General features: G+C 71.3%; 18 protein-coding genes. 11 read left to right on the forward strand and 7 right to left on the reverse strand.

What is annotated here, in order from left to right:
• Positions 1–31: 31 nt before the first annotated feature.
• Genes NMN56_RS33375 through NMN56_RS33385 form a run of 3 tightly spaced genes read right to left on the reverse strand, consistent with a single transcriptional unit; the run spans position 32 to position 3,939 of the window.
• The gene (locus NMN56_RS33375; protein WP_274046235.1) at positions 32–706 is read right to left on the reverse strand and encodes an ATP-binding cassette domain-containing protein; all 675 of its coding nucleotides are present in this window, start codon (positions 704–706) and stop codon (positions 32–34) included.
• On the reverse strand, positions 703–3,411 hold the full coding sequence (locus NMN56_RS33380; protein ID WP_274046236.1) for an ABC transporter permease subunit: 2,709 nt from the start codon (positions 3,409–3,411) through the stop codon (positions 703–705). Before NMN56_RS33380 ends, NMN56_RS33375 begins: the two co-directional genes overlap by 4 nt.
• A 3-nt stretch (positions 3,412–3,414) precedes the next feature.
• Positions 3,415–3,939, reverse strand: coding sequence for a hypothetical protein (locus NMN56_RS33385; protein WP_274046237.1), 525 nt, complete (start codon positions 3,937–3,939; stop codon positions 3,415–3,417).
• 123 nt (positions 3,940–4,062) lie between these two features.
• Between NMN56_RS33385 and NMN56_RS33390 the strand changes: the two genes are divergently transcribed.
• The 5 genes from NMN56_RS33390 to NMN56_RS33410 all read left to right on the forward strand — a co-directional run bounded on the left by NMN56_RS33390 (position 4,063) and on the right by NMN56_RS33410 (position 9,500).
• Positions 4,063–4,626, forward strand: a complete 564-nt coding sequence (locus tag NMN56_RS33390; RefSeq protein ID WP_274046238.1) for an MTB12 C-terminal domain-containing protein — start codon at positions 4,063–4,065, stop codon at positions 4,624–4,626.
• On the forward strand, positions 4,601–5,956 hold the full coding sequence (locus NMN56_RS33395; protein WP_430542777.1) for an ABC transporter substrate-binding protein: 1,356 nt from the start codon (positions 4,601–4,603) through the stop codon (positions 5,954–5,956). Before NMN56_RS33390 ends, NMN56_RS33395 begins: the two co-directional genes overlap by 26 nt.
• A 162-nt stretch (positions 5,957–6,118) precedes the next feature.
• Complete coding sequence (locus tag NMN56_RS33400; protein WP_274046240.1) at positions 6,119–7,378, forward strand: glycosyltransferase family 4 protein; 1,260 nt, start codon at positions 6,119–6,121, stop codon at positions 7,376–7,378.
• Complete coding sequence (locus tag NMN56_RS33405; protein ID WP_274046241.1) at positions 7,375–8,379, forward strand: hypothetical protein; 1,005 nt, start codon at positions 7,375–7,377, stop codon at positions 8,377–8,379. The genes NMN56_RS33400 and NMN56_RS33405 overlap by 4 nt, the downstream gene beginning before the upstream one ends.
• 113 nt (positions 8,380–8,492) lie before the next feature.
• A complete protein-coding gene (locus tag NMN56_RS33410) occupies positions 8,493–9,500 on the forward strand; it encodes a helix-turn-helix transcriptional regulator (protein WP_274046242.1) in 1,008 nt (335 codons plus the stop codon).
• On the opposite strand, the gene ctaD is transcribed toward NMN56_RS33410, so the two are convergent.
• Positions 9,412–11,145 (reverse strand): aa3-type cytochrome oxidase subunit I, encoded by a 1,734-nt coding sequence (gene ctaD / locus NMN56_RS33415; protein WP_274046243.1) that lies wholly within the window; start codon positions 11,143–11,145, stop codon positions 9,412–9,414. The two genes, NMN56_RS33410 and ctaD, sit on opposite strands and share 89 nt — an antisense overlap.
• Before the next feature lie 487 nt (positions 11,146–11,632).
• On the opposite strand from ctaD, the gene NMN56_RS33420 reads away from it, so the two are divergent.
• Complete coding sequence (locus NMN56_RS33420) at positions 11,633–11,848, forward strand: hypothetical protein (RefSeq protein WP_274046244.1); 216 nt, start codon at positions 11,633–11,635, stop codon at positions 11,846–11,848.
• A gap of 25 nt (positions 11,849–11,873) precedes the next feature.
• On the opposite strand, the gene NMN56_RS33425 is transcribed toward NMN56_RS33420, so the two are convergent.
• On the reverse strand, positions 11,874–12,848 hold the full coding sequence (locus tag NMN56_RS33425; RefSeq protein ID WP_274046245.1) for a phosphatase PAP2 family protein: 975 nt from the start codon (positions 12,846–12,848) through the stop codon (positions 11,874–11,876).
• 263 nt (positions 12,849–13,111) lie between these two features.
• Positions 13,112–14,269, reverse strand: coding sequence for a hypothetical protein (locus NMN56_RS33430; protein WP_274046246.1), 1,158 nt, complete (start codon positions 14,267–14,269; stop codon positions 13,112–13,114).
• A 276-nt stretch (positions 14,270–14,545) separates the two neighbouring features.
• On the opposite strand from NMN56_RS33430, the gene NMN56_RS33435 reads away from it, so the two are divergent.
• Positions 14,546–16,300 (forward strand): MFS transporter, encoded by a 1,755-nt coding sequence (locus NMN56_RS33435; RefSeq protein ID WP_274046247.1) that lies wholly within the window; start codon positions 14,546–14,548, stop codon positions 16,298–16,300.
• A 45-nt stretch (positions 16,301–16,345) separates the two neighbouring features.
• Positions 16,346–17,536 (forward strand): acyl-CoA dehydrogenase family protein, encoded by a 1,191-nt coding sequence (locus tag NMN56_RS33440; RefSeq protein ID WP_274046248.1) that lies wholly within the window; start codon positions 16,346–16,348, stop codon positions 17,534–17,536.
• Between the two features lie 129 nt (positions 17,537–17,665).
• Here NMN56_RS33440 and NMN56_RS33445 read toward each other — a convergent pair whose 3' ends face one another.
• Positions 17,666–18,130, reverse strand: coding sequence for a cell division protein SepF (locus tag NMN56_RS33445; RefSeq protein WP_274046249.1), 465 nt, complete (start codon positions 18,128–18,130; stop codon positions 17,666–17,668).
• 280 nt (positions 18,131–18,410) lie between these two features.
• On the opposite strand from NMN56_RS33445, the gene NMN56_RS33450 reads away from it, so the two are divergent.
• The 3 genes from NMN56_RS33450 (at position 18,411) to NMN56_RS33460 (ending at position 21,863) form a co-directional block, all read left to right on the forward strand.
• The gene (locus tag NMN56_RS33450; RefSeq protein WP_274046250.1) at positions 18,411–19,394 is read left to right on the forward strand and encodes a DUF1684 domain-containing protein; all 984 of its coding nucleotides are present in this window, start codon (positions 18,411–18,413) and stop codon (positions 19,392–19,394) included.
• Between the two features lie 231 nt (positions 19,395–19,625).
• On the forward strand, positions 19,626–20,543 hold the full coding sequence (locus NMN56_RS33455) for a S1 family peptidase (protein ID WP_274046251.1): 918 nt from the start codon (positions 19,626–19,628) through the stop codon (positions 20,541–20,543).
• A gap of 222 nt (positions 20,544–20,765) precedes the next feature.
• A complete protein-coding gene (locus tag NMN56_RS33460) occupies positions 20,766–21,863 on the forward strand; it encodes a slipin family protein (RefSeq protein WP_274046252.1) in 1,098 nt (365 codons plus the stop codon).
• Positions 21,864–21,923 lie beyond the last annotated feature (60 nt).

Here is a 21,923-nt window from a genome sequence, read left to right on the forward strand (position 1 = left end):
CCGCAGGACAGCTGAAGGCCGCCCCGCCAGGTCACCCTGCCTGGCGGGGCGGCAGCGTCTCGTGCGGCTCTCCACTGAACGCCACAGCGCCCCTGCGCAGTTCGTGCACCACCGTCGTCGCGGCGCGCAGCCCGGGTTCCAGCCGCTGCTCGGCCAGCAGCACCGTGCGCGCCTCGGCACGCACGGCCTCGCCCAGCAGCTCGTACGTACGGGCCACGGCTGCGGGGGCCATGCCCTGCGTGGGCTCGTCGAGCAGCAGCACACGGGCCGGCGAGAGCAGCGCGCGTGTCACCGCGAGCATGCGCAGCTCGCCGCCCGAGAGCGTCCCCGCCGTACGGGCCAGCAGTGACCGCAGCGCCGGATACGGCAGTTGGCGGGGCGGGACGGGTGAACGGGCCGCCAGTTCCACGTTCTCGGCGACCGTGAGCGTGCCGAACACCGCCTGCCTGTCGGGCACGAACACCAGGCCGTCCCTGGCCCGTACGTGCGCCGGGGTACGGCTCACGTCGGCGCCCCGCCTGCGCACCCGTCCCGCCGTCAGCCGCACCGTGCCCGCCAGGGCACGCAGCGCCGTCGTACGGCCCGAGCCGTTGCGCCCGAGCAGCACCGTCAGATGTCCTGCGGGTACCGCCAGGTCCACGCCGTGCAGCGCCTCCAGCGGCCCGTAGTGCACGCGTGCTCCCTCAAGCGCCAGCTCCACCGTCATGGACGCGCCTCCAGCGTGTGGACCGAGTCCGCGAGTTCGGCCACCAGCTCGCGGTCGTGCTCGATGACGAGCAGCGCCATGCCGTCGGCCGCCAGCGCCTTCAGCACCCGTACGAGGGCGGCCGTCTCGGCGGGGTCCAGGCCGGCCGTCGGCTCGTCCAGCAGCAGGGTGTGCGGGTCCGTCGCCAGTGCGCGTGCCAGTTCGAGGCGGCGCAGTGCGGCCGTCGGCAGCCCCGCGGCCGGCGCTCCCGCCAGGTCCGTCAGCTCGAACAGGCGCAGCGCGCGGACGGCTTGGCGCGGGTCATGCTCGGCTGCCACCCGGACGTTGTCCTCGACCGTGAGCGAGGGGAAGACCGCCGGCTGCTGGAACGTACGGGCTATGCCCAGGTGCGTACGGGCGTGTGCGGGCATGCGGGTGATGTCCCTGTCCCCGAGCATCACCCTGCCGGCGACCGGACGGTGTGTGCCCGCGAGGCAGTGGAACAGGGTGCTCTTGCCCGCTCCGTTGGGGCCCGTCAGCGCCGTGATACGGGCTCTGGGGATGTCGAGCGCGACCTCTTCGAGCACGGTGCGCCTGCCGTATGCGGCGGTGAGGCCGACGACGTGGAGCGTCCCCCGGTCTTCGGGGCCGTGTTGCCTCGCGGGGGTACGTCTGCGCGCCAGCGGCGGCCGTACCGCCTTTTCCGCGCGCGGCCGTACCGCCCCTTCCGCGCGCGCCCTGCTCACCCGGCCGCCGGTCGGGGGCCGCCGGGCGAGGAGGGCGCGCGGCAGGGGGAGTCTGCCTCTCGCCACCGCGAGGACGCCGATCACGGCCGCGGCCCAGCCGCCCTGTGTCCCCGCGTCGAGCCCCACGAGCAGCGCGGCGGCGAGCAGTGCGCCGAGTACGGAGTCGGAGCCCAGGACCACGATCGCCGCGAACCACAGCAGCCCCCGTACGGGATCGAAGGCACCCGGGTCGAAGGCACGGGCTCCCATGGTGAGCAGGCCCCCGCCCAGCGCGGCCAGCGCGGCTCCCGTCACGAAGGCGCCGAGCTTCAGCGCCGGGACGCGCACGCCCGCCGCTGCCGCTCCCTGTTCGTGGTCCCGGATGGCGGCCAGGGCACGCCCGTACCTGCCGCGCCGCAGGGCCCAGACGCTGAGCGCAGCCGCGGCCAGGAGCAGGAGTTCCAGCGCGTAATAGGCCCGGTCGTCGTCGAACCCGGAGGGCCGGTCGGGTACCAAGCCCTCGACGGCGTAGGGCTGTTCGAGTACGAAGCGGCTCACGGTCAGCGAGATGGCGAGGGTCGTGAGCGCGAGTGCGAGCCCCTGCCTGCGGATGGCGGGCCAGCCGGTGAGCAGGCCCAGCGGGGCGACCACCAGTACGGCGGCTGCCAGCGCGAGGAGGTTCGGCAGGTGGGGCGAGAGCTGCGCCGTGAGCAGCGCGCCGAGCCCGGCGTAGGCCGCCTGCCCCAACGAGATCTGCCCGCCGCGCCCCGTCACGACCACGAGCGACAGCAGGATGACGGCGAGCGCGGGCACTTGGACGGAGGTGTGCAGGTCGCTCCCCGCGAAACCGAGCGGGAGCAGGAAGAGGATCGCGGCCACCAGCGGCAGGGGCACGGCGTGGACGCCGGACGCGCCGGACGCGCCGGACGCGCCGGACGTGCGGAACGCGGTGGGCGCGCGGGATGCGCGGAACGCGCTGGGTGCGTGGGCTGTTCCGGGTGCGGCTGGCCCGGCTGGCCCGTCCGTCTCGCCAGGCGCCGCGGGAACCCGTGGCACCCCGGGCGGTCGCGGGGTGGCGGGCGGTGTGGGAGTGGCCGGTACGGGTGGGGGAGCGCGGGTGTGGGGCGGGACCGGGTCGGGCGTGGCCGGTGTGCGTACGGCGGGCAGGGCGAGGGCGGCGGCGAGCAGCGCGACGGCGAAGAGGTTCGAACCGACGGCCTGCACCAGCGGCTGCGCCCAGCCTTCGGGATGGAACCGCGCCAACTGGCTCTGCGCGACGGCCACGAGGAGCGCGGCCCCCACGGCGACGGGCAGGCTCCGCATCCGCGCGGCGACAGCGACGGCCATCACCTCCATCACGAGCAGCGGCAGCCCGTAGGGGTCGAGGCGCAGATGCGGTGCGAGAAGTACGCCCGTCAGCCCGGCCGTTACGGTGCCGAAGGCCCAGCCGGCGGCGGAGACACGGCCCGCGTCGATGCCGGAGAGCACGGCGAGCCCGCGGTCGTCGACGACGGCGCGCAGCTCGCGCCCGAAGCGCGTCCAGCGGGTGACGGCGGAGACGGCGAGGGCCAGTGCGACGGCGGTGGAGAGCTGGATCCACGGGTCGGCGGGCAGCAGTTCGGGTGCGTCGGCGCGTGCTCCCGTACCCCACAGGAGGCTCGCGGCACCGACGAGGAGGACGAAGACACCGAGCGAGGCCACCAGGGCCGAGGCCATGTGCTCCGCGTGCCCGGCGAGCGGCCGGAAGACGGCACGGTCGAGCACGAGGCCGAGCGCCGGCGCGAAGACCAGCAGGGTGAAGGCCGCAGCGGGCGCGAGGGGCCAGCCCCACTCGACGGTGAGCTGGCGCAGCAGGTACGCGCAGATCATGGCGACGGCGCCGTGCGCGAGGTTGAGGACTCCGGTGGCCCGGTAGGTGACGATCAGCCCGATACCGGTGAGCGCCGCCGCACTGCCGACGGCGAGCCCGGCGAGGGTCAGGTCGTAGGTGAGGGAGGCCAACTCCTATGCCTCCGCGTCCTGCTGCGGCGGTAAGGGCAGCGTGGGCTCGCAGATCGGACACGGGCGCAGCCCCCGCTCGCGCACCGTTTCCGCGGTGACGGGCGCCGCCTCGGGCTTGCCGTCGACCAGCGGGCAGCCGGCCGCGTGTGCCAGGGTTCCGGCGGGCACGGCGACCAGCGGGCCGGGCTCGGCGTGCGTCCCGGACCCGTCCGCCGTAAGCCCCAAGTGGTCGGTAACCGCGCCCTGTTGGCCCCCGTGGGCCGTCGCGTGCCGCGGCTCGTCCGCCTCCCCGCCCCGGGGCCCCGGGGGGAGCGGCTCGCGGGCGAGCGGCCCCTCGATCCCGTACGCGGCGAGCAGTACGGCGCCGGCCACGATCAGCGCCGCACCCGGCACCGTGCACGAGGCCAGATAGGGCAGTTGGCGCTCGGCGAACCGCTCGCCCGAGACGCCGTACCAGCCGATCGCACAGAGCACAGCGCCGGCGGCGAGCGCGCCCCAGCCGCCCCAGCGCGAGATCAGCAACCGCATTCGTCCCCCTGGCTACCCGTGCCTGCTGCCTACTGTGCACGACGTGCGATGAGAGGCACTATGCCGTGAGGAAGCCGAAGGCAGAAGCACACCGACGACCAACTACGTACGGTGGTGGGGCAGATGAGGCGTGGGAAGCGCCCCGTAAGGGGTGTCGCCCTCGCGGCGGTCCTCGTGCTGGGGGCGGTTACGGGCGCTGCCGGATGCGGTGACGACAGCGAGGACAGGGCGAGCGAACCCGAGCCGCCCCCCGTCAGCACCCCGGGAGCCGGACCGGACGACGAGACCAGCGCTTCGGACGAGGGGTCACAGGCGGGGGAGCCCGAGGACCCGGAGGCGGCGGAGAAGGAGGTCAGGAAGAACTGGGAGCGCTTCTTCGACCCCCAGGTCTCCAACGGCGACAAGGCCAAGGTCCTGGAGAACGGCGAACAGATGCAGCTGCTCCTGGAGGCGTTCAACAAGGACGAGCGCGGCAGACAGGTTCAGGCCAAGGTCAACAAGGTCAGCTTCACCTCGGGCACCGAGGCCGATGTCGCCTACACCCTGCTGCTCAAGAAGGCCACGGCGCTGCCCGACGCCAAGGGTGCGGCCGTGGAGCAGGACGACACCTGGAAGGTCTCGGTCAAGACGCTCTGCGCGCTGGTCAAGCTGAGCGGGACCGATGTCCCCAAGGCACCCGGCTGCTGAGCGGCCTGTGTCCCTTCCCTGCCGCCGCGCGCTCACGCTGTTCCTGGCCGTGGCGGCGCTGCTGGCCGCCGGGTGCGGGAGCAGGCTGCCGGAGAGCGACTTCGAGCGCCGGGGCCCCTCGGCCCCGGCGGCAGGCCCGCCCGTCAAGGTCGGCATCATCAGCAGCGCCACCAGCCCGGTGGGAGGCGCCGCCTTCACGGGGCCGCGGGACGGCGCGCGGGCCTATTTCGAGCGGCTCAACCGTGAAGGGGGTGTACACGGTCGCAAGGTCGAGGTCGTCACCTGCGACGACGGGGGCAGCGGCGCGGGCAGCAACGAGTGCGTGCAGCGGCTGCTGCACAGGGAGAAGGTGTTCGCGCTCGTGGCGGGCGCCTCGCTGGACTACGCGGGCGCCCCGCAGGTCGCGAAGGCGAAGGTGCCCGACATCGGCGGCCAGCCCATCGGGCCCGAGTACGAGACCTATCCGCATCTGTACGGGATCTACGGCAGCCTCGCACCGCGCGAGGGCGGCGAGCCGGGCTGGGGAGGGAAGCTGTACGGCGGCACCGAGGTCTACCGCTACTTCAAGCGCGAGCAGGGCGCCCGTAAGGCCGCCGTCGTCTCCTACAACCAGTCGTCCTCGGCGGCCTACGCGCGGCTGGTGGTACGCGGGCTGAAGACGGAGGGCTACGACGTGGTGAGCGAACAGGTGGACTTCGCGCTGCCGAACTTCCGCGCCGTCGCCGCCGACCTGCGCTCCCAGAAGGTGGACCTGGTCTTCGACGCGATGGACACCCACGGCAACGCGCAGCTGTGTGAGTCGATCGACGAGGCGGAAGTGAAGCTGACGGCGAAGGTCACCAACGTACAGAACTGGTCGTCAGCGGTCCCGGACGAGTACAAGAACGCACCCCGCTGCCGTAACGCGCTGTGGGCGACCGGCAGCAGCCGCAACTACGAGGACAGCTCCCATCCCCAGGTGCGGGCATTCCGCGACGAAATGGGGCGGCAGGCGAAGAAAGACGGAAAGAAGAAGGGCGGGGACGAACCGGCCCTGTCACAGTGGCAGCTGGAGGGCTGGGCGGCTGCGATGTGGTTCAGCGACGCGGCGAAGTCCTGCGGTGACCGCCTGACACGTCCCTGCGTTGAGCGCTTCATGGAGAGCGGGAAGCCGTACACCGCACGGGGCTTGCTGCTTCCCGCGGAGTTCGGGCACCGCGCGGAGCCGCCGGGGGAGCGGCGGACCTGTCTGTCCGTCGCCCGGTGGCGGGACGGCAAGGGCTGGCGCGACCAGGGAGGGGACATGACGGACAACTGCTTCACGGTGCCGCAGCTCGGTTACCAGCCGTGAGTACAGGCGTTCCCACGGCGGGATAACAATTTCGAAACCTTTTAGAACTCTTCTGAAACAAGATGCTCATCCCACCCAACCCTTCCTTGTCGATAACGGTCTACGCAGGTGACAGGCGGACAGAGGGGGACTGACCGCAAGGATCTGTGGGACTCGGGGAATATGCACATTTCGTTCTTGATCCACAACGGGTACGCCATCGGGGGAACGGTGCGTACCACCTACAACCTCGCCCGCAGCCTGGCCGAACAACACGATGTGGAGGTCGTTTCGGTGTTCAGAAGCCGGGACCGACCGGTCTTCGACCCAGGGCCAGGGGTGCGGCTGCGTTATCTCGTCGACACCCGCGGAGGTGCCGCGGCCGAGAGCCTCGGCGCCGAGCACACCCGGCCGGCCCAGGTCTTTCCGGCCGCCGACGGCAAGTACCCGATGTACAGCGCGCTGACCGACCGCCTCATCGGAGAACACCTGGGTGGCACCGACGCCGACGTCGTCGTCGGTACCCGGCCTGGCCTCAACACACACCTCGCGCGCCAGACCCGCCGCGGGCCCGTACGGCTCGGCCAGGAGCACCTCACGCTCGCCACGCACTCACGCCGCCTCAAGCTCGTGCTGCGCGGCGTCTACCCCCGGCTCGACGGCCTGACCACCGTCACCGAGGCGGACGCCGCCGACTACCGCAAGCTGTTCCGGCTGCCCGGCGTGCGTATCGAGGCCGTGCCCAACAGCGTGCCCGCGCCCGATGTGATCCCGTCCGACGGCACCAGCAAGTGGGTCGTCGCGGCGGGCCGCCTCGCGCCGGCGAAACGGTACGACCTGCTGATCAGGTCCTTCGCCAAGGTGGTCGCCGAGCGGCCCGACTGGCGGCTGCGGATCTACGGCGGCGGACGCGAGCGGCCGAAGCTGCGTAAGCTCATCGACCAACTCGGCCTCTACAACCACATCTTCCTCATGGGGCCGACCCACCCCATCGAGCCGGAGTGGGCCAAGGGTTCGATCGCCGCCGTGACCTCCAGCCTGGAGTCCTTCGGCATGACCATCGTCGAGGCCATGCGCTGCGGGCTGCCCGTGGTGGCGACCGACTGCCCGCACGGACCCGGCGAGATCATCCGCTCGGGAGTCGACGGCAGGCTCGTGCCCATGGGCGACGAGGACGCCGTCGCCGGGGCGCTGCTCGGCCTCATCAACGACGACGAACTGCGCCGCCGCATGGGACAGGCCGCACTGGCCGACGCCGAGCGCTTCGACCCCTCACACGTCGGGGCGCACTACGAATCCCTGATGCGGGACCTGATGAGCCGCGGCAGCCGCGGCCTGCACCGCACGCGTGGCTCGCTCCTCGGCGGTGCCTACGCGGTCAAGGACGCCATCAAGGGCACAACAGCGGGCTTCGGGGCGCTCCAGGGAGGACGCACAGCATGAGCAGCACCACCGACACCGTAGCGGCGGCAGGGACACCCGGACCCGTGCCCCTCGCCAAGCCCCCCGCCGCCACGCGTGAACGGCCCGCGCGCGCCGCGAAGTCCCCGGCGCCCGGGAAGAGTCAGTCGGCGCAGCGCGGCCCCACGGCCGACTGCACCGCCGACATCGCGGGCGGCCTCACCTTCGATGTGAGACTGCCCGAAGGGACGGAGCCGGGCCAGGACCCCGGGCTGCTGCTGCGCCTGCGCCCCGGTCCCTCCGGCGAGACCGAGACGGTGCGGCTGCCGCTCGCGCCCGTGGAGGACGGGGCGCCCCTCATCACCCTGCGCGCGGCGCTGCCGAGCACCATGCCGCTCTCGGAGGGGCGCTGGAACGTTTTCCTCGCCCTCGACGACCAGGAGCCGCGCCGCCTGGCGCCCGGCATCAACGACCTGCGCTCACTGGTCGACCGCACCCCGCGTGAGGGCCGCACATGGCTCGGCGTGCGCATCCCGTACGCCACCAAGCACGGCAACCTCAGCGTCCGCGCCTGGCTGCGCTGGCCGCACGCCGAGGCGGGCTCCCTGCGGGTGATGGACGGCGGACTCGTGCTGTGCGGGCGGCTCTACGGTGCCGAGATCGTCCCCAGCGCGCGGCTGGAGGCGCGGCCACGGCGCGGCGAGGCGGAGTCCGTGTTCGCCGAAGTGGCCGCCGAGGGGGCCGACTTCACCGCCGTACTGCCCTACCCGCAGCTGGCGGACCACCAGCTGTGGGACCTGTGGCTGCGCCCCGGGGAGGGGGAGAAGCCGATCCGTATCGCGCGGATCCTGGACGACGTGCCGGACAAGAAGCGGATCTTCACCTATCCCGCGCAGCGCATCGAGCCCCTGCCGGAACAGCGAAGCGGCCCGAACAGCGCCACCACAGGACCCGTGGCGACCGCGACCCCGTACTACACCCTCAACAACGACCTGGCCGTACGGATCGACCGGGAACCCGAGGCCGGCGACCTGGTGGACTGAGGGACCGGGAGATTGAGGGACTGGGAGACCGAGGGAGCGGACCGGGGGGACGAGAAGACCGACGGGAAGAACGAGGACACTGACCGGCCGCAAGGGGTGCCAGACTCGGCCACATGCTGGAGACCTCCGCGCGGCTGCTACGACTGCTCTCGCTGCTGCAGACCCACAGGGAGTGGACGGGCGGCTCACTCGCCGACCGGCTCGGCGTCAGCCCGCGCACCGTGCGCAGGGACGTCGACCGGCTGCGCGAGCTGGGCTACCCGGTGCACTCCACCACCGGCACGGCGGGCGGCTACCAGCTCGGGGCCGGTGCCGAACTGCCCCCGCTGCTGCTGGACGACGAGGAGGCCGTCGCCGTCGCCGTGGGGCTGCGCGGCGCGGCGCACGGCGGGATCGAGGGCATCACCGAGTCCTCGGCCCGTGCCCTCGCCAAGCTGGAACAGGTGCTGCCGCACCGGCTGCGGCGCCGTGTCGGCGCCCTGACCGAGTACACCGTGCCGATGCTCCGCGCACCCGGCGGCCCCGCCGTCGGCGCCGGCGTGCTCACGGAACTGGCCCACGCCTGCCGCGACCTGGAGCGGCTGCGGTTCCGTTACGCGGCACACGACGGCACCCCCTCGCGGCGCGAGGTCGAGCCGCACCGGCTGGTGACCACCCACCGCCGCTGGTACCTGGTCGGCTGGGACCTGGACCGCGAGGACTGGCGCACGTTCCGCGCGGACCGGATCACCCTCACCCCGCCGCACGGCCCCCGCTTCGCGCCCCGTACGCCCCCGGCCGAGGATCTCGCCGCGTGGGTCTCCGAGGGCGTCTCCACCCGCGTCTACGCCGCACGCGCCACCGTGGTGCTGCGTGTGCCGATCGAGGTGGCCGCCGAACGGATATCCCTGTCGACGGGCACACTTGAAGCCGTCGACGAGCACAGCTGCCTGCTGCGTACCGGCGGCTACTCGCAGGAGGCGCTGCTGGTGCACATCCTGATGCTCGGCATGGACTTCGAGGTGCGCGAGCCTCCCGAACTGGCCGCGCACATCAGCCGGTTGAGGGACCGGCTGACTCGCTCCCTCGGGTCTCCTGTGCCACCCCGAGGCTCTCCGGGTGTGCGGCCTCCAGCAGGCTGATCTCCGGGTGGTGCAGATCGAAGGCCGGGGAGTCGGAGCGGATGCGCGGCAGGGTCACGAAGTTGTGCCGGGGCGGCGGGCTGGAGGTCGCCCACTCCAGCGAACGCCCGTAGCCCCACGGGTCGTCCATGTCCACCTTCACGCCGTACTTGTGCGTCTTCCAGACGTTGTAGAAGAACGGCAGCGTCGACATGCCCAGCAGGAAGGCGCCGATGGACGAGAGCGTGTTGAGCGCGGTGAAGCCGTCGGCCGCCAGATAGTCCGCGTACCTCCTCGGCATCCCCTCGGCACCCAGCCAGTGCTGCACGAGGAAGGTGAGGTGGAACCCCACGAACAGCGTCCAGAAGTGGATCTTGCCGAGCCGCTCGTCCAGCATCTTCCCGGTGAACTTCGGCCACCAGAAGTAGAAGCCGGCGAACGTCGCGAAGACGACCGTGCCGAAGACGACGTAGTGGAAGTGCGCCACCACGAAGTACGAGTCGGTCACATGGAAGTCCAGTGGCGGCGCCGCCAGCAGCACGCCCGTCAGCCCGCCGAACAGGAAGCTCACCAGGAAGCCGATGGACCACAGCATCGGCGTCTCGAAGGAGAGCGAGCCCCTCCACATCGTGCCGATCCAGTTGAAGAACTTCACGCCCGTCGGCACCGCGATCAGGAACGACATGAACGAGAAGAACGGCAGCAGCACGGCGCCCGTCGCGAACATGTGGTGCGCCCAGACCACCACCGACAGGCCGGTGATCGCCATCGTCGCGCCAACGAGCATCACATAGCCGAAGATCGGCTTCCGTGAGAAGACCGGGATGATCTCGCTGACGATGCCGAAGAACGGCAGCGCGATGATGTAGACCTCCGGATGCCCGAAGAACCAGAAGAGGTGCTGCCACAGCAGCGCACCCCCGTTGCCGGCCTCGAAGACCATCGAACCGAACCGCCGGTCGGCCTCCAGGCACAGCAGCGCCGCGGCCAGCACGGGGAAGGCCATCAGGATCAGGATCGAGGTGAAGAGGGTGTTCCAGGTGAAGATCGGCAGCCGGAACATCGTCATCCCCGGTGCACGCATCCCGATGATCGTCGTCAGGAAGTTGACCGCGCCCAGGATCGTGCCGAACCCCGCCAGCGCGAGCCCCATGATCCACAGGTCGGCGCCGATCCCGGGCGAGCGCGTCAGGGAGTTGAGGGGCGCGTAGGCGAACCACCCGAAGGCGGCCGGACCTCCCGGCACCACCATGCCGCCCACCACGATCAGACCGCCGAAGAGGAAGAGCCAGTACGAGAGCATGTTCAGCCGGGGGAACGCCACATCGGGCGAACCGATCTGCAACGGCATCAGCTCGTTGGCGAATCCGGCGAACGTCGGCGTCGCGAACAGCAGCAGCATGATGGTGCCGTGCATCGTGAACGCCTGGTTGAACTGCTCGTTGTTCATCAACTGAAGCCCTGGACGCGCCAGTTCGGCCCGCATCACCAGCGCGAGCACTCCTCCGACCAGGAAGAAGCCGAACGAGGTGATGAGATAGAGGTGACCGATCTTCTTGTGGTCCGTGGTCGTCAGCCAGTCCACGACCAGTCGGCCAGGGCGCCGCTTCACGGGCGGTGGCCGGCCGTCTCCCTCGTCGGTCACCTCTGCGGTGTGCGTCGCCATGCTGCCCCCTCGCGTCGCGCTGCGGCTTACGTTCCGGTGCGGTGCGTACGGCAGGCCCTGGCCGTGCCCGCCGTACGGGCACAGGCCATGATGCGCCTGCGTGCGTGTGCGCGCGAGGGTGTGCGTCGATGACTTTCGGCTACGTCGGGACATCGGCGCGCGGCAGCGGCGCCCGCCGCCGCAGCGCGCTTCGGAGTCGGCGAACGCTCCGCAATTCAGTGCGGAGGAGCCTTACTTCGGGTGTTCTTCGGACAGACTTAAGGCGTTCTTCAGCCACCGTTCCCGCATTTGTGCGAGGGATTCGGGAGCGCCATTCACCCGAGGGAATCCGATAAACGGTCCCTGCGGAAAAACGGAAGGGAAGAAGGTACGTACGAGTGACGCATGCAACAGCAGACCATGCACCGAGCGTTGTGACACAAGTGTGACTCGGTGGCCGAAGCTGCCGGACTTCCAGCTGTCACGCCCCAGCGCCTACGGTGGCCGCATGGCACCGGAATCAGCAGATCCCCAACTCCCGGCCGACGAGCCCGAGACCTATGTGGGCCTTTCCCCCGAGGACGCCGAACGGCGTGCCCACGACCAGGGCTGGACCACCGTGCGGCAGCTCGCGCCGGACGCCTTCATCACCATGGAGTACGTCACGGGGCGCCTCAACTTCGCCGTCAAGGACGGCCAGGTGGTGCGCTGCTGGAAGGGCTGAGACCCCGCACACGGTCAGTACCGGATCAGTACCGGGTGGAGGCCCATGGCCTGGTCGAGGACGAACCGCCCGTCCTCGGGCCCGCCACCACGGCGTCCGCCGCTCTGGCCTCCTCGGCGGTGCGCGCGGGCCGTGAGGCGTTGCCCGTCGACTCCTGCGCCGGCCTGCCGCGCGGGGGCACCAGCGACTGGCGCGCGCCGACCGGCTGCGCCGGCGAGGTGGGCGAGGGGGCCGTGGAGGGGGAAGGTGCGAGGGGCGAGGGTGAGTTCGCCGTGGCGAAACGTTGACGCAGCGCGAAGATCAGGGCTTCGGCGCGCGCGATGGCGGGCTCGCACCAGGGCAGGCCCAGCAGGATCAGCAGCCCGGCGGCCCAGCCGAGGAGCACATCGCTCACCCAGTGCGTACCGAGGTAGACGGTGGTCGCGCCCACTCCGAGCGCGAAGACGGCGGCGACGATGGACAGCCACCTGCGGGCGAGGGGAGTGGTGGCCAGATAGGCGAGGATGCCCCAGGTCACCACGGCGTTGGCGGTGTGACCTGAAGGGAATATATCGCCGCCGGCGTACAGTTCGGCCGATCCGACGGACGTCGCGTAGTGCGGTCCCAGGCGCCCCAGGCCGATCTTGACGGCGCCGACGGTGACGTTCAGCAGCAGCAGCGAGAACCCCAGCGCCAGCAGCGGGCGCAGCGTGCGCTGCCGCCAGGAGCGCCAGCCCAGCCATGCCGCGACCAGCACGGCCGTCGGGCCGCGCTGGCCCAGCACCACGAAGGCGTCCAGGAACCCATGCACCTCGGGCCACTGCTTGTACGGGCGGAAGAGCATGACCTGCCAGTCGAGCTGCACCAGCCAGGTCGAGGCCAGCACGGCCACCACGATCGCCACGTAGAAGGCGATCGTGGTACTGAACAGACTCAGCCGGATCCGGCTCATCCGCGTGGCCGGGAGCCGGGGCCTGTGAGGCTCCTGCTCCAGCCTGGAGAAGATTCGGTCGGTACGCACTCAATCGAGATTACCGCGCGTGAAGAGTGCCTTCGGCGATGGCGGCATCTTCGTGATGGCGATGTGATGTGGAAAAGAGTCCTGAACCGGCTTAGGTGTTGTTTATACCGGGCGATTCCGAGGCCCTGGGATTGGCCTGTTGAAGCGGGTATGAAGAGCCGAAGAGAGTTCAGCCACACGCCGGTTGACTGTCTTTTTCTCATTTGCCGTACGGGGCTGCGGTCTTCAGTCGCCCCTGCGCCTGCCCGTACCGGATTCCACCGTCACGGAGGACCCGAACCGTGCAGCCACCACGCCCCGTACACGGCCGACAGCACCGCGACACCGCCCAGTACAAGTCCGGCGCGCACCGGCCTGAGCCGCGCCAGCGCGACCGCGACCGGCAACAACAGCGGGAAGGCGGGCAGCAACAGCCGGGGCTTCGAGCCGAAGTAGCCCTTCGCGCACAGCGCCAGCACCAGCACGGCGCCCGCGTACACCAGCAGGGCCGGAGGCTGCCGCCGCCGAACGCACAGCACGTACAGCCAGATCACCAGCGCCACACCCGCGATCAGGCCCAGCCCGCCGACGACCGAGCCCGTCAGGTTCTCCCAGATGAAGCCGAGGAACGCCGCGCCGCCGTCGAAGCCGTTGCCCCATTGGCCCTGGACATCGAGATAACCGGTGACGCTGCCCGTCCGCACTCCCACCCATACGAAGTACGCGAACCAGCCCAGCGGTGCCAGCAGCAGCCCCAGCACCATCCGCGCGTCCGGGCGCCGCCGCTCGCGCCACAGCCGGAGGAGCGCCGCGACCCACACCGCGGCCACCACGGCGGCGCCCACGGGCCGGGTCAGCCCCGCCAGCGCCGCCAGCGTGCCGGCCCACACCCAGCGGCCCGAGAGCACCGCCCACAGCGCCCAGGCGGCCAGCGCCGTGAACAGCGACTCGCTGTACGCCATGGACTGCACGATCCCCACCGGCAGCACAGCCCACAGCACGGCGAGACAGATGCCGGCCCGGCGCCCGTGGAGGTGCTCCCCGATCAGGAAGAGCGCCCAGGCGGCGGCCAGCGACGAGACCCAGCTCACAGCGACACCCGCGTCGGCGGGCGCGAGCGGCGAGATCTCCGACAGCAGCCGCTCCAGCCCGGGAAGCAGCGGGAAGAACGCCAGGTCGGAGTGGACGCCACCGCCGGGCAGCCGGACCTCGTAGCCGTACCAGCCCTCGGCGACGCGGGTGTACCAGAGGGAGTCCCAGCGGGCCGAGAGCAGCTTGTACGCGCTCCTGTCCGAGGCGGCTGCCCAGCCGGCCAGCACCAGCAGGCCCAGCAGTCGCACCCCCGTGAACGCCAGCAGCGCGGGGGCGGCCCGCCGCAGAGCGGCCGGGCGGTTCCGCGCAAGCGGCTCGGCGGTGGCTGGAGATGCGGATACGTCGTTCACCCGGCAGATTATTGGGCACGGACCCGCGCCGGAGAGAAGCCGGGGCGAATCCATGCCCTAATAAGGGCGGTCCCGGGCATATGAACAGCCGGAAGGCAACCCGACTGGCGGGGCCGAGACGAAGCACCCCGCCGACTCGCGTACGCTAACGGCCACTCGCCCCCTCTCTACCGGGCCGCGTGCCGCCACAACGCAGGACCGCCATCGTGTCCGCTGGCAGGCGGCATTCCCCGCTCCCCACGGTCCGCGGGTGCGAGAGCAAGAGGAGGTGCGTACATGTCTGGGACGACCACGGCCACATCGCGAGAGGCGGCGGACGTCCCCGTACACCGAGGAGGCCCCCGGGACGGGGGCGCCGGCGCCAACCGCTGGACCGTGCTCGTCGTTCTGTGCGCGAGCCTGCTCCTCGTGGCCATCGACGCCACCGTGCTGCACGTCGCCGTGCCCGCCGTGTCCGAGGACCTGCGGCCAGGGTCGAACCAGCTCCTGTGGATCGTCGACGCCTACCCCCTCGCGTGCGCCTCGCTCCTCATCCTCTTCGGCACCCTCGGCGACCGTGTCGGCCGCCGCCGCGTACTGCTCTTCGGGTACGCGCTCTTCGCCGTCGCCTCGGCCGTCGCCGCCTACGCGCACACGCCTGGCGTGCTGATCGCGGCCCGTGCGCTGCTCGGCGTCGGCGGCGCGATGATCATGCCGGCGACGCTGTCGATACTGCGGCAGGTCTTCCCCGACCGCCGCGAACGGGCGCTCGCCGTCGGCATCTGGAGCGCCGTTGCCGCCGTCGGGGCCGCCGTGGGTCCGCTGGTCGGCGGGCTGCTGCTGGAGCACTTCTGGTGGGGCTCCGTCTTCCTCATCAACATTCCGCTGATGGCGGCCAGCCTGCCCCTCGGCCGCTGGCTGCTGCCGGAGTCGGTCAGCGACGCCGAAGGCCCCTGGGACGTGCTGGGCGCCGTGATGGCGGCGGCCGGGCTCTGCGGGATGATCTTCGGCGTCAAGCGGGCCGGCGGCGGCGAGCTGCTGTCCCTCGCGACCTGGCTGCCGCTGCTCGCGGGCGCAGCGCTCATCGCGCTCTTCGTACGCCGCCAGCGCAGGCGCCCCCACCCGCTGATCGACTTCAGCACCCTCACCCGTGCCGCCTTCGGCACCTCGGTCGGCTGCATCGTGCTGACCGTTCTCGCGCTCGTCGGGCTCGCGCTGATCGCGGCGCAGTACCTCCAGCTGGTCCTCGGCCTCTCGCCGCTCCAGACGGGGCTGCGGCTGCTGCCGCTCTCGATCGCCGCCATGGCGGCGGGACTCGTCGGCTCCCGCATGCTGGGGCGGCTCGGGCCGCGCACCATGGTCTCGCTCGGCTTCGTGCTCACCGCCGTCGCCGTGCTGTTCCTGACCACCATGGGCCAGGAGGACCGCCCCGCACTGCTCGTCGGCGGCTTCGTACTGCTCGGCTTCGGCCTGGAGACCACTCTCTTCGGGTGCTACGAGTCCATGCTCAGCGAGGCGCCCTCCGAACAGTCGGGCGGGGCCGCCGCGGTCGGCGAGACCGCCTACCAGCTCGGAGCCGGAATCGGCATCGCCCTCCTCGGCACCGTCATGAACGCCGCCTACGGCCCGGGAGTCCGCCACGTCCAGGGCGTACCGGAGCCCGCGAGAGACGACGCAAGCCACTCGCTCGGCGAGGCGTACGAGGTCGCGGGCCAGCTCGGCGGCCCCGCGGGGCACGCGCTGCGCGAGGCGGCGCGTACCGCCTTCGTCCAGGGCCTGCATGTGACGCTGCTGGTCAGCGCTGGGCTGCTGCTCCTCGGTGCGCTGGCGGCGCTGCGGCTGCCGCGGAGCATGGACAACGGCGCCGGGCAGGATTCCGGCGACCCCACCGGGCAGGGTCCCGGCGCTCCCGCCGAGCCGGCTGCCGGTGGCCCCGCCGGGCAGAGCCCCGGCGGCCCCTCCGCGTGCGGTCCAGCGGCCGGGACCGGGGGCCGTACCGACCAGGGCGGCGGGGCCGGCACCCTCTTGTCGCGGGGCGTTACCCAGCCGTAGCGTCAGGCGCGTATCCGTGATCGTTCCACCCCGGAGGCGCAGCCCATGAGCCCGAAGTCAGCGTCAGCGTCCGATCCGCAGGACCTGCTGGGGATCGACGACCTGCTCGGCGACGAGGACCGCGCGGTGCGCGAGACCATGCGCTCCTGGGCGGCCGACCGCGTGCTCCCGCACATCGCCGACTGGTACGAGCGCGGCGAGCTGCCCGGCATCCGCGAGCTGACCCGCGAGCTGGGTTCTCTCGGTGCCCTCGGCATGTCCCTGACGGGCTACGGCTGCGCCGGCGCCAGTGCGGTGCAGTACGGGCTCGCCTGCATGGAGCTGGAGGCCGCCGACTCCGGGATCCGCTCCCTCGTCTCCGTACAGGGTTCGCTGGCGATGTACGCGATCCACCGCTTCGGCAGCGAGGAGCAGAAGCAGCGCTGGCTGCCGGGGATGGCGGCGGGCGAGACCATCGGCTGCTTCGGCCTCACCGAACCCGACCACGGCTCCGACCCGGGCGGCATGCGCACGTACGCCAAGCGCGACGGCTCCGACTGGGTGCTGACCGGGCGCAAGATGTGGATCACCAACGGCTCCGTCGCCGGGGTCGCCGTCGTCTGGGCCCGTACGGACGACGGGGTACGCGGCTTCGTCGTCCCCACGGAGAGCCCCGGTTTCTTGGCGCCCGAGATCCACCACAAGTGGTCCCTGCGCGCCTCCGTCACCAGCGAGCTGGTCCTCGACGAGGTACGGCTGCCCGCCGACGCCGTGCTTCCCGGGGTGACCGGGCTGAAGGGGCCGCTCAGCTGTCTGAGCCACGCGCGCTACGGGATCGTCTGGGGCTCGATGGGCGCGGCCCGTTCCAGCTTCCTGGCAGCGCTGGAGTACGCGAAGGAGCGGGAGCAGTTCGGGAAGCCGATCGCGGGGTTCCAGCTCACCCAGGCGAAGCTGGCCGACATGGCCGTCGAGCTGCACAAGGGCATCCTGCTCGCGCACCATCTGGGCACGCGGATGGACGCGGGGCTGCTGCGGCCGGAGCAGGTGAGCTTCGGGAAGCTGAACAACACCCGGGAGGCGATCGAGATCTGCCGCACGGCCCGCACGATCCTCGGGGCCAACGGGATCTCGCTGGAGTACCCCGTGATGCGGCATGCGACGAACCTGGAGTCCGTCCTCACGTACGAGGGCACGGTCGAGATGCATCAACTGGTGCTCGGCAAAGCCCTGACCGGGCTCGACGCCTTCCGCGGATAGGGCCCTCACCCGGCGCCGCCACGGCGCGGCGGTACGTTTCTGCCGCCGCGCCGGGAGCGAATTCGCCGACCGGGGATCCCGCGGTGAGCGGTCGCACCACGTCGTGCGTGCTGCTCCGCCGCCGGAGCCTCAGCTCTGGTTGAAGAAGCCGCCCTCGCCGGGGCGGTGCTGTTCGCCGCTGACGATCTTGTAGTCGGCGGGGGTGAGCAGGAAGACCCTGTTGGCCACCCGCTCGATGGAGCCGCGCAGGCCGAAGGTCAGGCCCGCGGCGAAGTCGACGACGCGCTTGGCGTCGGCGCCTTCCATCGTCGTGAGGTTGACGATCACAGGAACGCCCTCACGGAACAGCTCGCCGATGCCACGTGCGTCCCGGAAACCGTCCGGGGTGACCGTGGCGATCTTGGTGCCCTGGTCCTGGGCCGTCTCGGCGGTGACGCGGACTCTCGGGTCCGTGACCCAGGCATCACGCGCGGCGTCTCCGGGCTCCGCCCCCTCGGCCGGCCCGTCATCCGGCCCGTCGGCGTAGTCGTAGTAACGCATCTCGCTGTCGTCGACGAGGCCCAGCCAGGCACTCGCCTTGCGCACCGATCCCATGGACGCCTCCTCTCCTCTGCGCGGGTCCCACTAGTTCTCAGCGCTCCGTCGCGGGTCCGCAACCCCTATGGTCGTCCATGATGCTGATGATGCGCCAAGCGGATACCCGTCCAGCACATGATTCGTGACGGTTCTGGTGCAGAACATATGGCACTCGATCAGGGATCTTGCCGGGCACGGGTGCTGACGGCGTGCAAGATGTTCCGTATTGTCCCGGTCCCGCCGGACGGGTGGCCCTGCCTCCGTCAGTGGCACGGAGCACGCTCGTAGGTTGACTCGTATGAGTGCTGAGACAAAGGACGCGTCCGACCCCCGGCAGCGACAGCTGTGGGAGAGCTGGCGGGAGCGCCGCGTGAACGCGCTGGAGGCGCCGTACGGCCCGCTCGCGGTGACGGGGACGCACTGGATCTCCGAGGCGGACGAGGGGCGGATCGCCGGACTGCCGGGCGAGTGGCACGAGTCGGCCGACGCCTCCGGGGTGCTGCTGACCGCCGCGGTCGCCGACGGCGTCGCCGTCGACGGGGTGCTGCTGGCGGGTCAGGTGCGGCTCGGTGGGGCCGGCGGGGGCGGTGAAGGGACGGAACGGGCCGAGCACGCGGAGGACGCGGAGCACGCGGAGGACACAGAGCACGCGGAGGACACAGAGGACGACCCGGGGTCCTCGCGGGTTTCCTACGGTCAGCGACGGCTGCTGCTGATCCGGCGTGAAGGGCGGTGGGCCGTACGGGTCTTCGATCCGGAGGCGCAGACCAGGCGGCGCTTTCCGGGTATTGACGTCTACCCGTACGCACCGGAGTGGGTGCGCGCGGGGAGGTTCCGTCCGTACGCGAGTGGGGAGCGCAGCGTGCGCGTCGGCAACGCCGACGGGGTCGAGCGCGGGCTCGGGCTCGCGGGCGAGCTGGCGTTCACGGCGCCGGACGGGAGCGCCCACACGCTTCAGGTGGCCGAGGTCGAGCACGGCGGTCTGTGGGCGGTGCTCGCCGACGGAACGAGCGGGCGCGAAGGGGACGAGGGGAGTTACCGCTTCCGGTTTCTCCGTACGGAGGCGCCGGACGACGACGGTGCGGTGACCGTGGACTTCAACCGGCTCACGCTGCCGCCCTGCGCGTTCTCCGACGGCTTCCTGTGTCCCTTCCCGCCGCCGGGCAACCGGCTGCCCTTCGGTGTCGCGGCGGGCGAGAGGGACGTGCGGCACGAGCGGGACGCACGCGAGGTGCGGGAGCGGCGGGACTCTCGCGATGCACGGGGCCCGCGGGGCAACTGAGCGGCTCCGCAGGGAACTGGGCCCCGGTGCTCCGGGCGGACCGCGGACGTCCGATCGGAGCCCTGGGGTCCGCCCGGAGCTGGGGGCGGCCCTTCCGTAGCCGGGGGAGTCCGGGGTCCTTCCGGATTCAATGAGTCCGAAAGAGACCCTTGCGAGTCCGGAAAATCACTGCGAATACTCCATGCAGCGTTTGTCAGGAGCACGCTTTGATTTCCCTGACCGGGAGGAAAAGTGAGGATCAAGCGCACTACAGCCAGCAACAGCCTGGCACGCCGCAGACGTACACGGCTGATCGCCGTGGCGTCCGGTATGGCGGCTGCGGGGGCACTCATGGTGCCCGCCACGGCCTCAGCCGAGGCTCCGGCCCCCCACACCTACACCGCGAACCAGCTCGAAGCGGCGGGCGACGCGGTACTCGACGCCGATGTCGCGGGCACCGCCTGGCACATCGACAAGAAGACCAACAGGCTCGTCGTCACCGCGGACAGCACCGTCTCGCGCGCCGAGCTGGCGAAGATCCAGCGCGCCGCCGGCGGCAACGCGGGCGCACTGGAGATCGAGCGCACCAAGGGCACCTTCAAGAAGTACCTCTCCGGCGGTGACGCCATCTACGCGCAGGCCGGATGGCGCTGCTCGGTCGGCTTCAACGTCCGCAGCGGCAACACGTACTACTTCGTGACGGCAGGTCACTGCACGGACGGCGCGGGCAACTGGTACACGAACTCCGCCAAGACCAACCTCATCGGCCCGACCGCCGGATCCAGCTTCCCCGGCAACGACTACGGGCTCGTGCGGTACAGCAACTCGGCCATCCCGCATCCCGGCACCGTGGGCAACGTCGAGATCACCGGCGCAGGGAACGCCACGGTCGGCCAGACGGTCACCCGGCGCGGAAGCACCACAGGCACCCACAGCGGACGGGTCACCGCGCTCAACGCGACGGTCAACTACGGCGGCGGCGACATCGTCTACGGCATGATCCGCACCACCGTCTGCGCCGAGCCAGGCGACAGCGGCGGGCCCCTCTACTCGGGCGGCACCGCGCTCGGCCTGACCTCGGGCGGCAGCGGCAACTGCTCCAGCGGCGGAACGACGTTCTTCCAGCCGGTCACCGAAGCGCTCAGCGCGTACGGCGTCAGCGTGTACTGACGCCCTTCGAGTCGGGCCGCCTTCCGAGGCGCGGCCCTCGCACCAGCCACCCGCGCACGCGTCCATGGCGTATGCGCGGGTGGCCTGCTGAACGGGTCTCGACCGGGTGACACGCGGGAGTTACGGTGAGGGCTACCGCTCTTCCCGAATCTCCCTGAACATCCCGGAATTGACCCTGGGATTCGCCCGGGGGCGCCGGACGCGTGTCGGTAGGAGGCCTTCATGGTCGTGGAGCTGGTGGCGACAGGACTCTCCGTCGGGGTGGTCTACGTCCTGGCGGCTGCCCGGGTGGTCAGGCAGTACGAACGGGGCCTGGTCTTCCGGCTCGGGCGGCTCAGGTCCGCGGTGAAGGGGCCGGGGTTCACGATGATCGTTCCCGGCTTCGACCGGTTGCAGAAGGTCAACATGCAGATCATCACGACGCCCGTGCCCGCGCAGGAGGGCATCACGCGCGACAACGTCACGGTGCGCGTCGACGCGGTGGTCTACTTCCGGGTCGTCGACCCGGCCCAGGCGATCGTGCACGTCGAGGACTACCGCTTCGCCGTGGGGCAGATGGCGCAGACCTCGCTGCGTTCGATCATCGGCAAGAGCGAGCTGGACGATCTGCTCTCCAACCGCGAGAAGCTCAACGAGGGCCTGGAGCTGATGATCGACAGCCCCGCCGTCGAGTGGGGTGTGACCGTGGACCGCGTCGAGATCAAGGACGTGTCGCTGCCCGAGACCATGAAGCGTTCCATGGCGCGGCAGGCGGAGGCGCAGCGCGACCGGCGGGCCCGTGTCATCAACGCGGACGCCGAGTTGGAGGCGTCCAAGAAGCTCGCGCAGGCCGCCGAGGAGATGTCCGCCACCCCTGCCGCGCTCCAACTGCGGCTGCTGCAGACGGTGGCCTCGGTCGCCACCGAGAAGAACTCGACGCTGGTGCTGCCCTTCCCCGTCGAGCTGCTCCGCTTCCTGGAGGGCCCGCGCGAGGACACCGGGCGGCGGCCGGCTTCCGGCGGGCAGAGTGAGGCGTCGCGGGAGCGGGCGGTACGCCAGGAGGTGCCGGTCGAGGCGCCGGCTGGTGGGCCGCCGGGTGAGGAGGCACCTGCGGGGGAGACACCGGTCGAACTGCCGGAGGAGGTACGCAAGGAGCTGAGGACGGCTGGCGGGGCGGACGAGGTGGCCGCTCCTGACGCCGTCGGCAACGGCGCGGCCGGGACCGTTGAAGCCCCCGGCGCTGTCGCCGCAGCCGACGGTCCCGGTGCCTCGGACGATGCGGGCAAGAGCGCCGGTGGAGTGGCCGGTGGAGTGGACTCCCGGCCGGAATCCGATCGCTGAGGGGCGATTACCGGACAGGTGTATTCCTTACGTCAGGGGCACGCGGCGTCGCCCCGCGTG

It is taken from the genome of Streptomyces iconiensis (assembly GCF_028657195.3).
GTDB classification, from domain to species: domain Bacteria; phylum Actinomycetota; class Actinomycetes; order Streptomycetales; family Streptomycetaceae; genus Streptomyces; species Streptomyces iconiensis.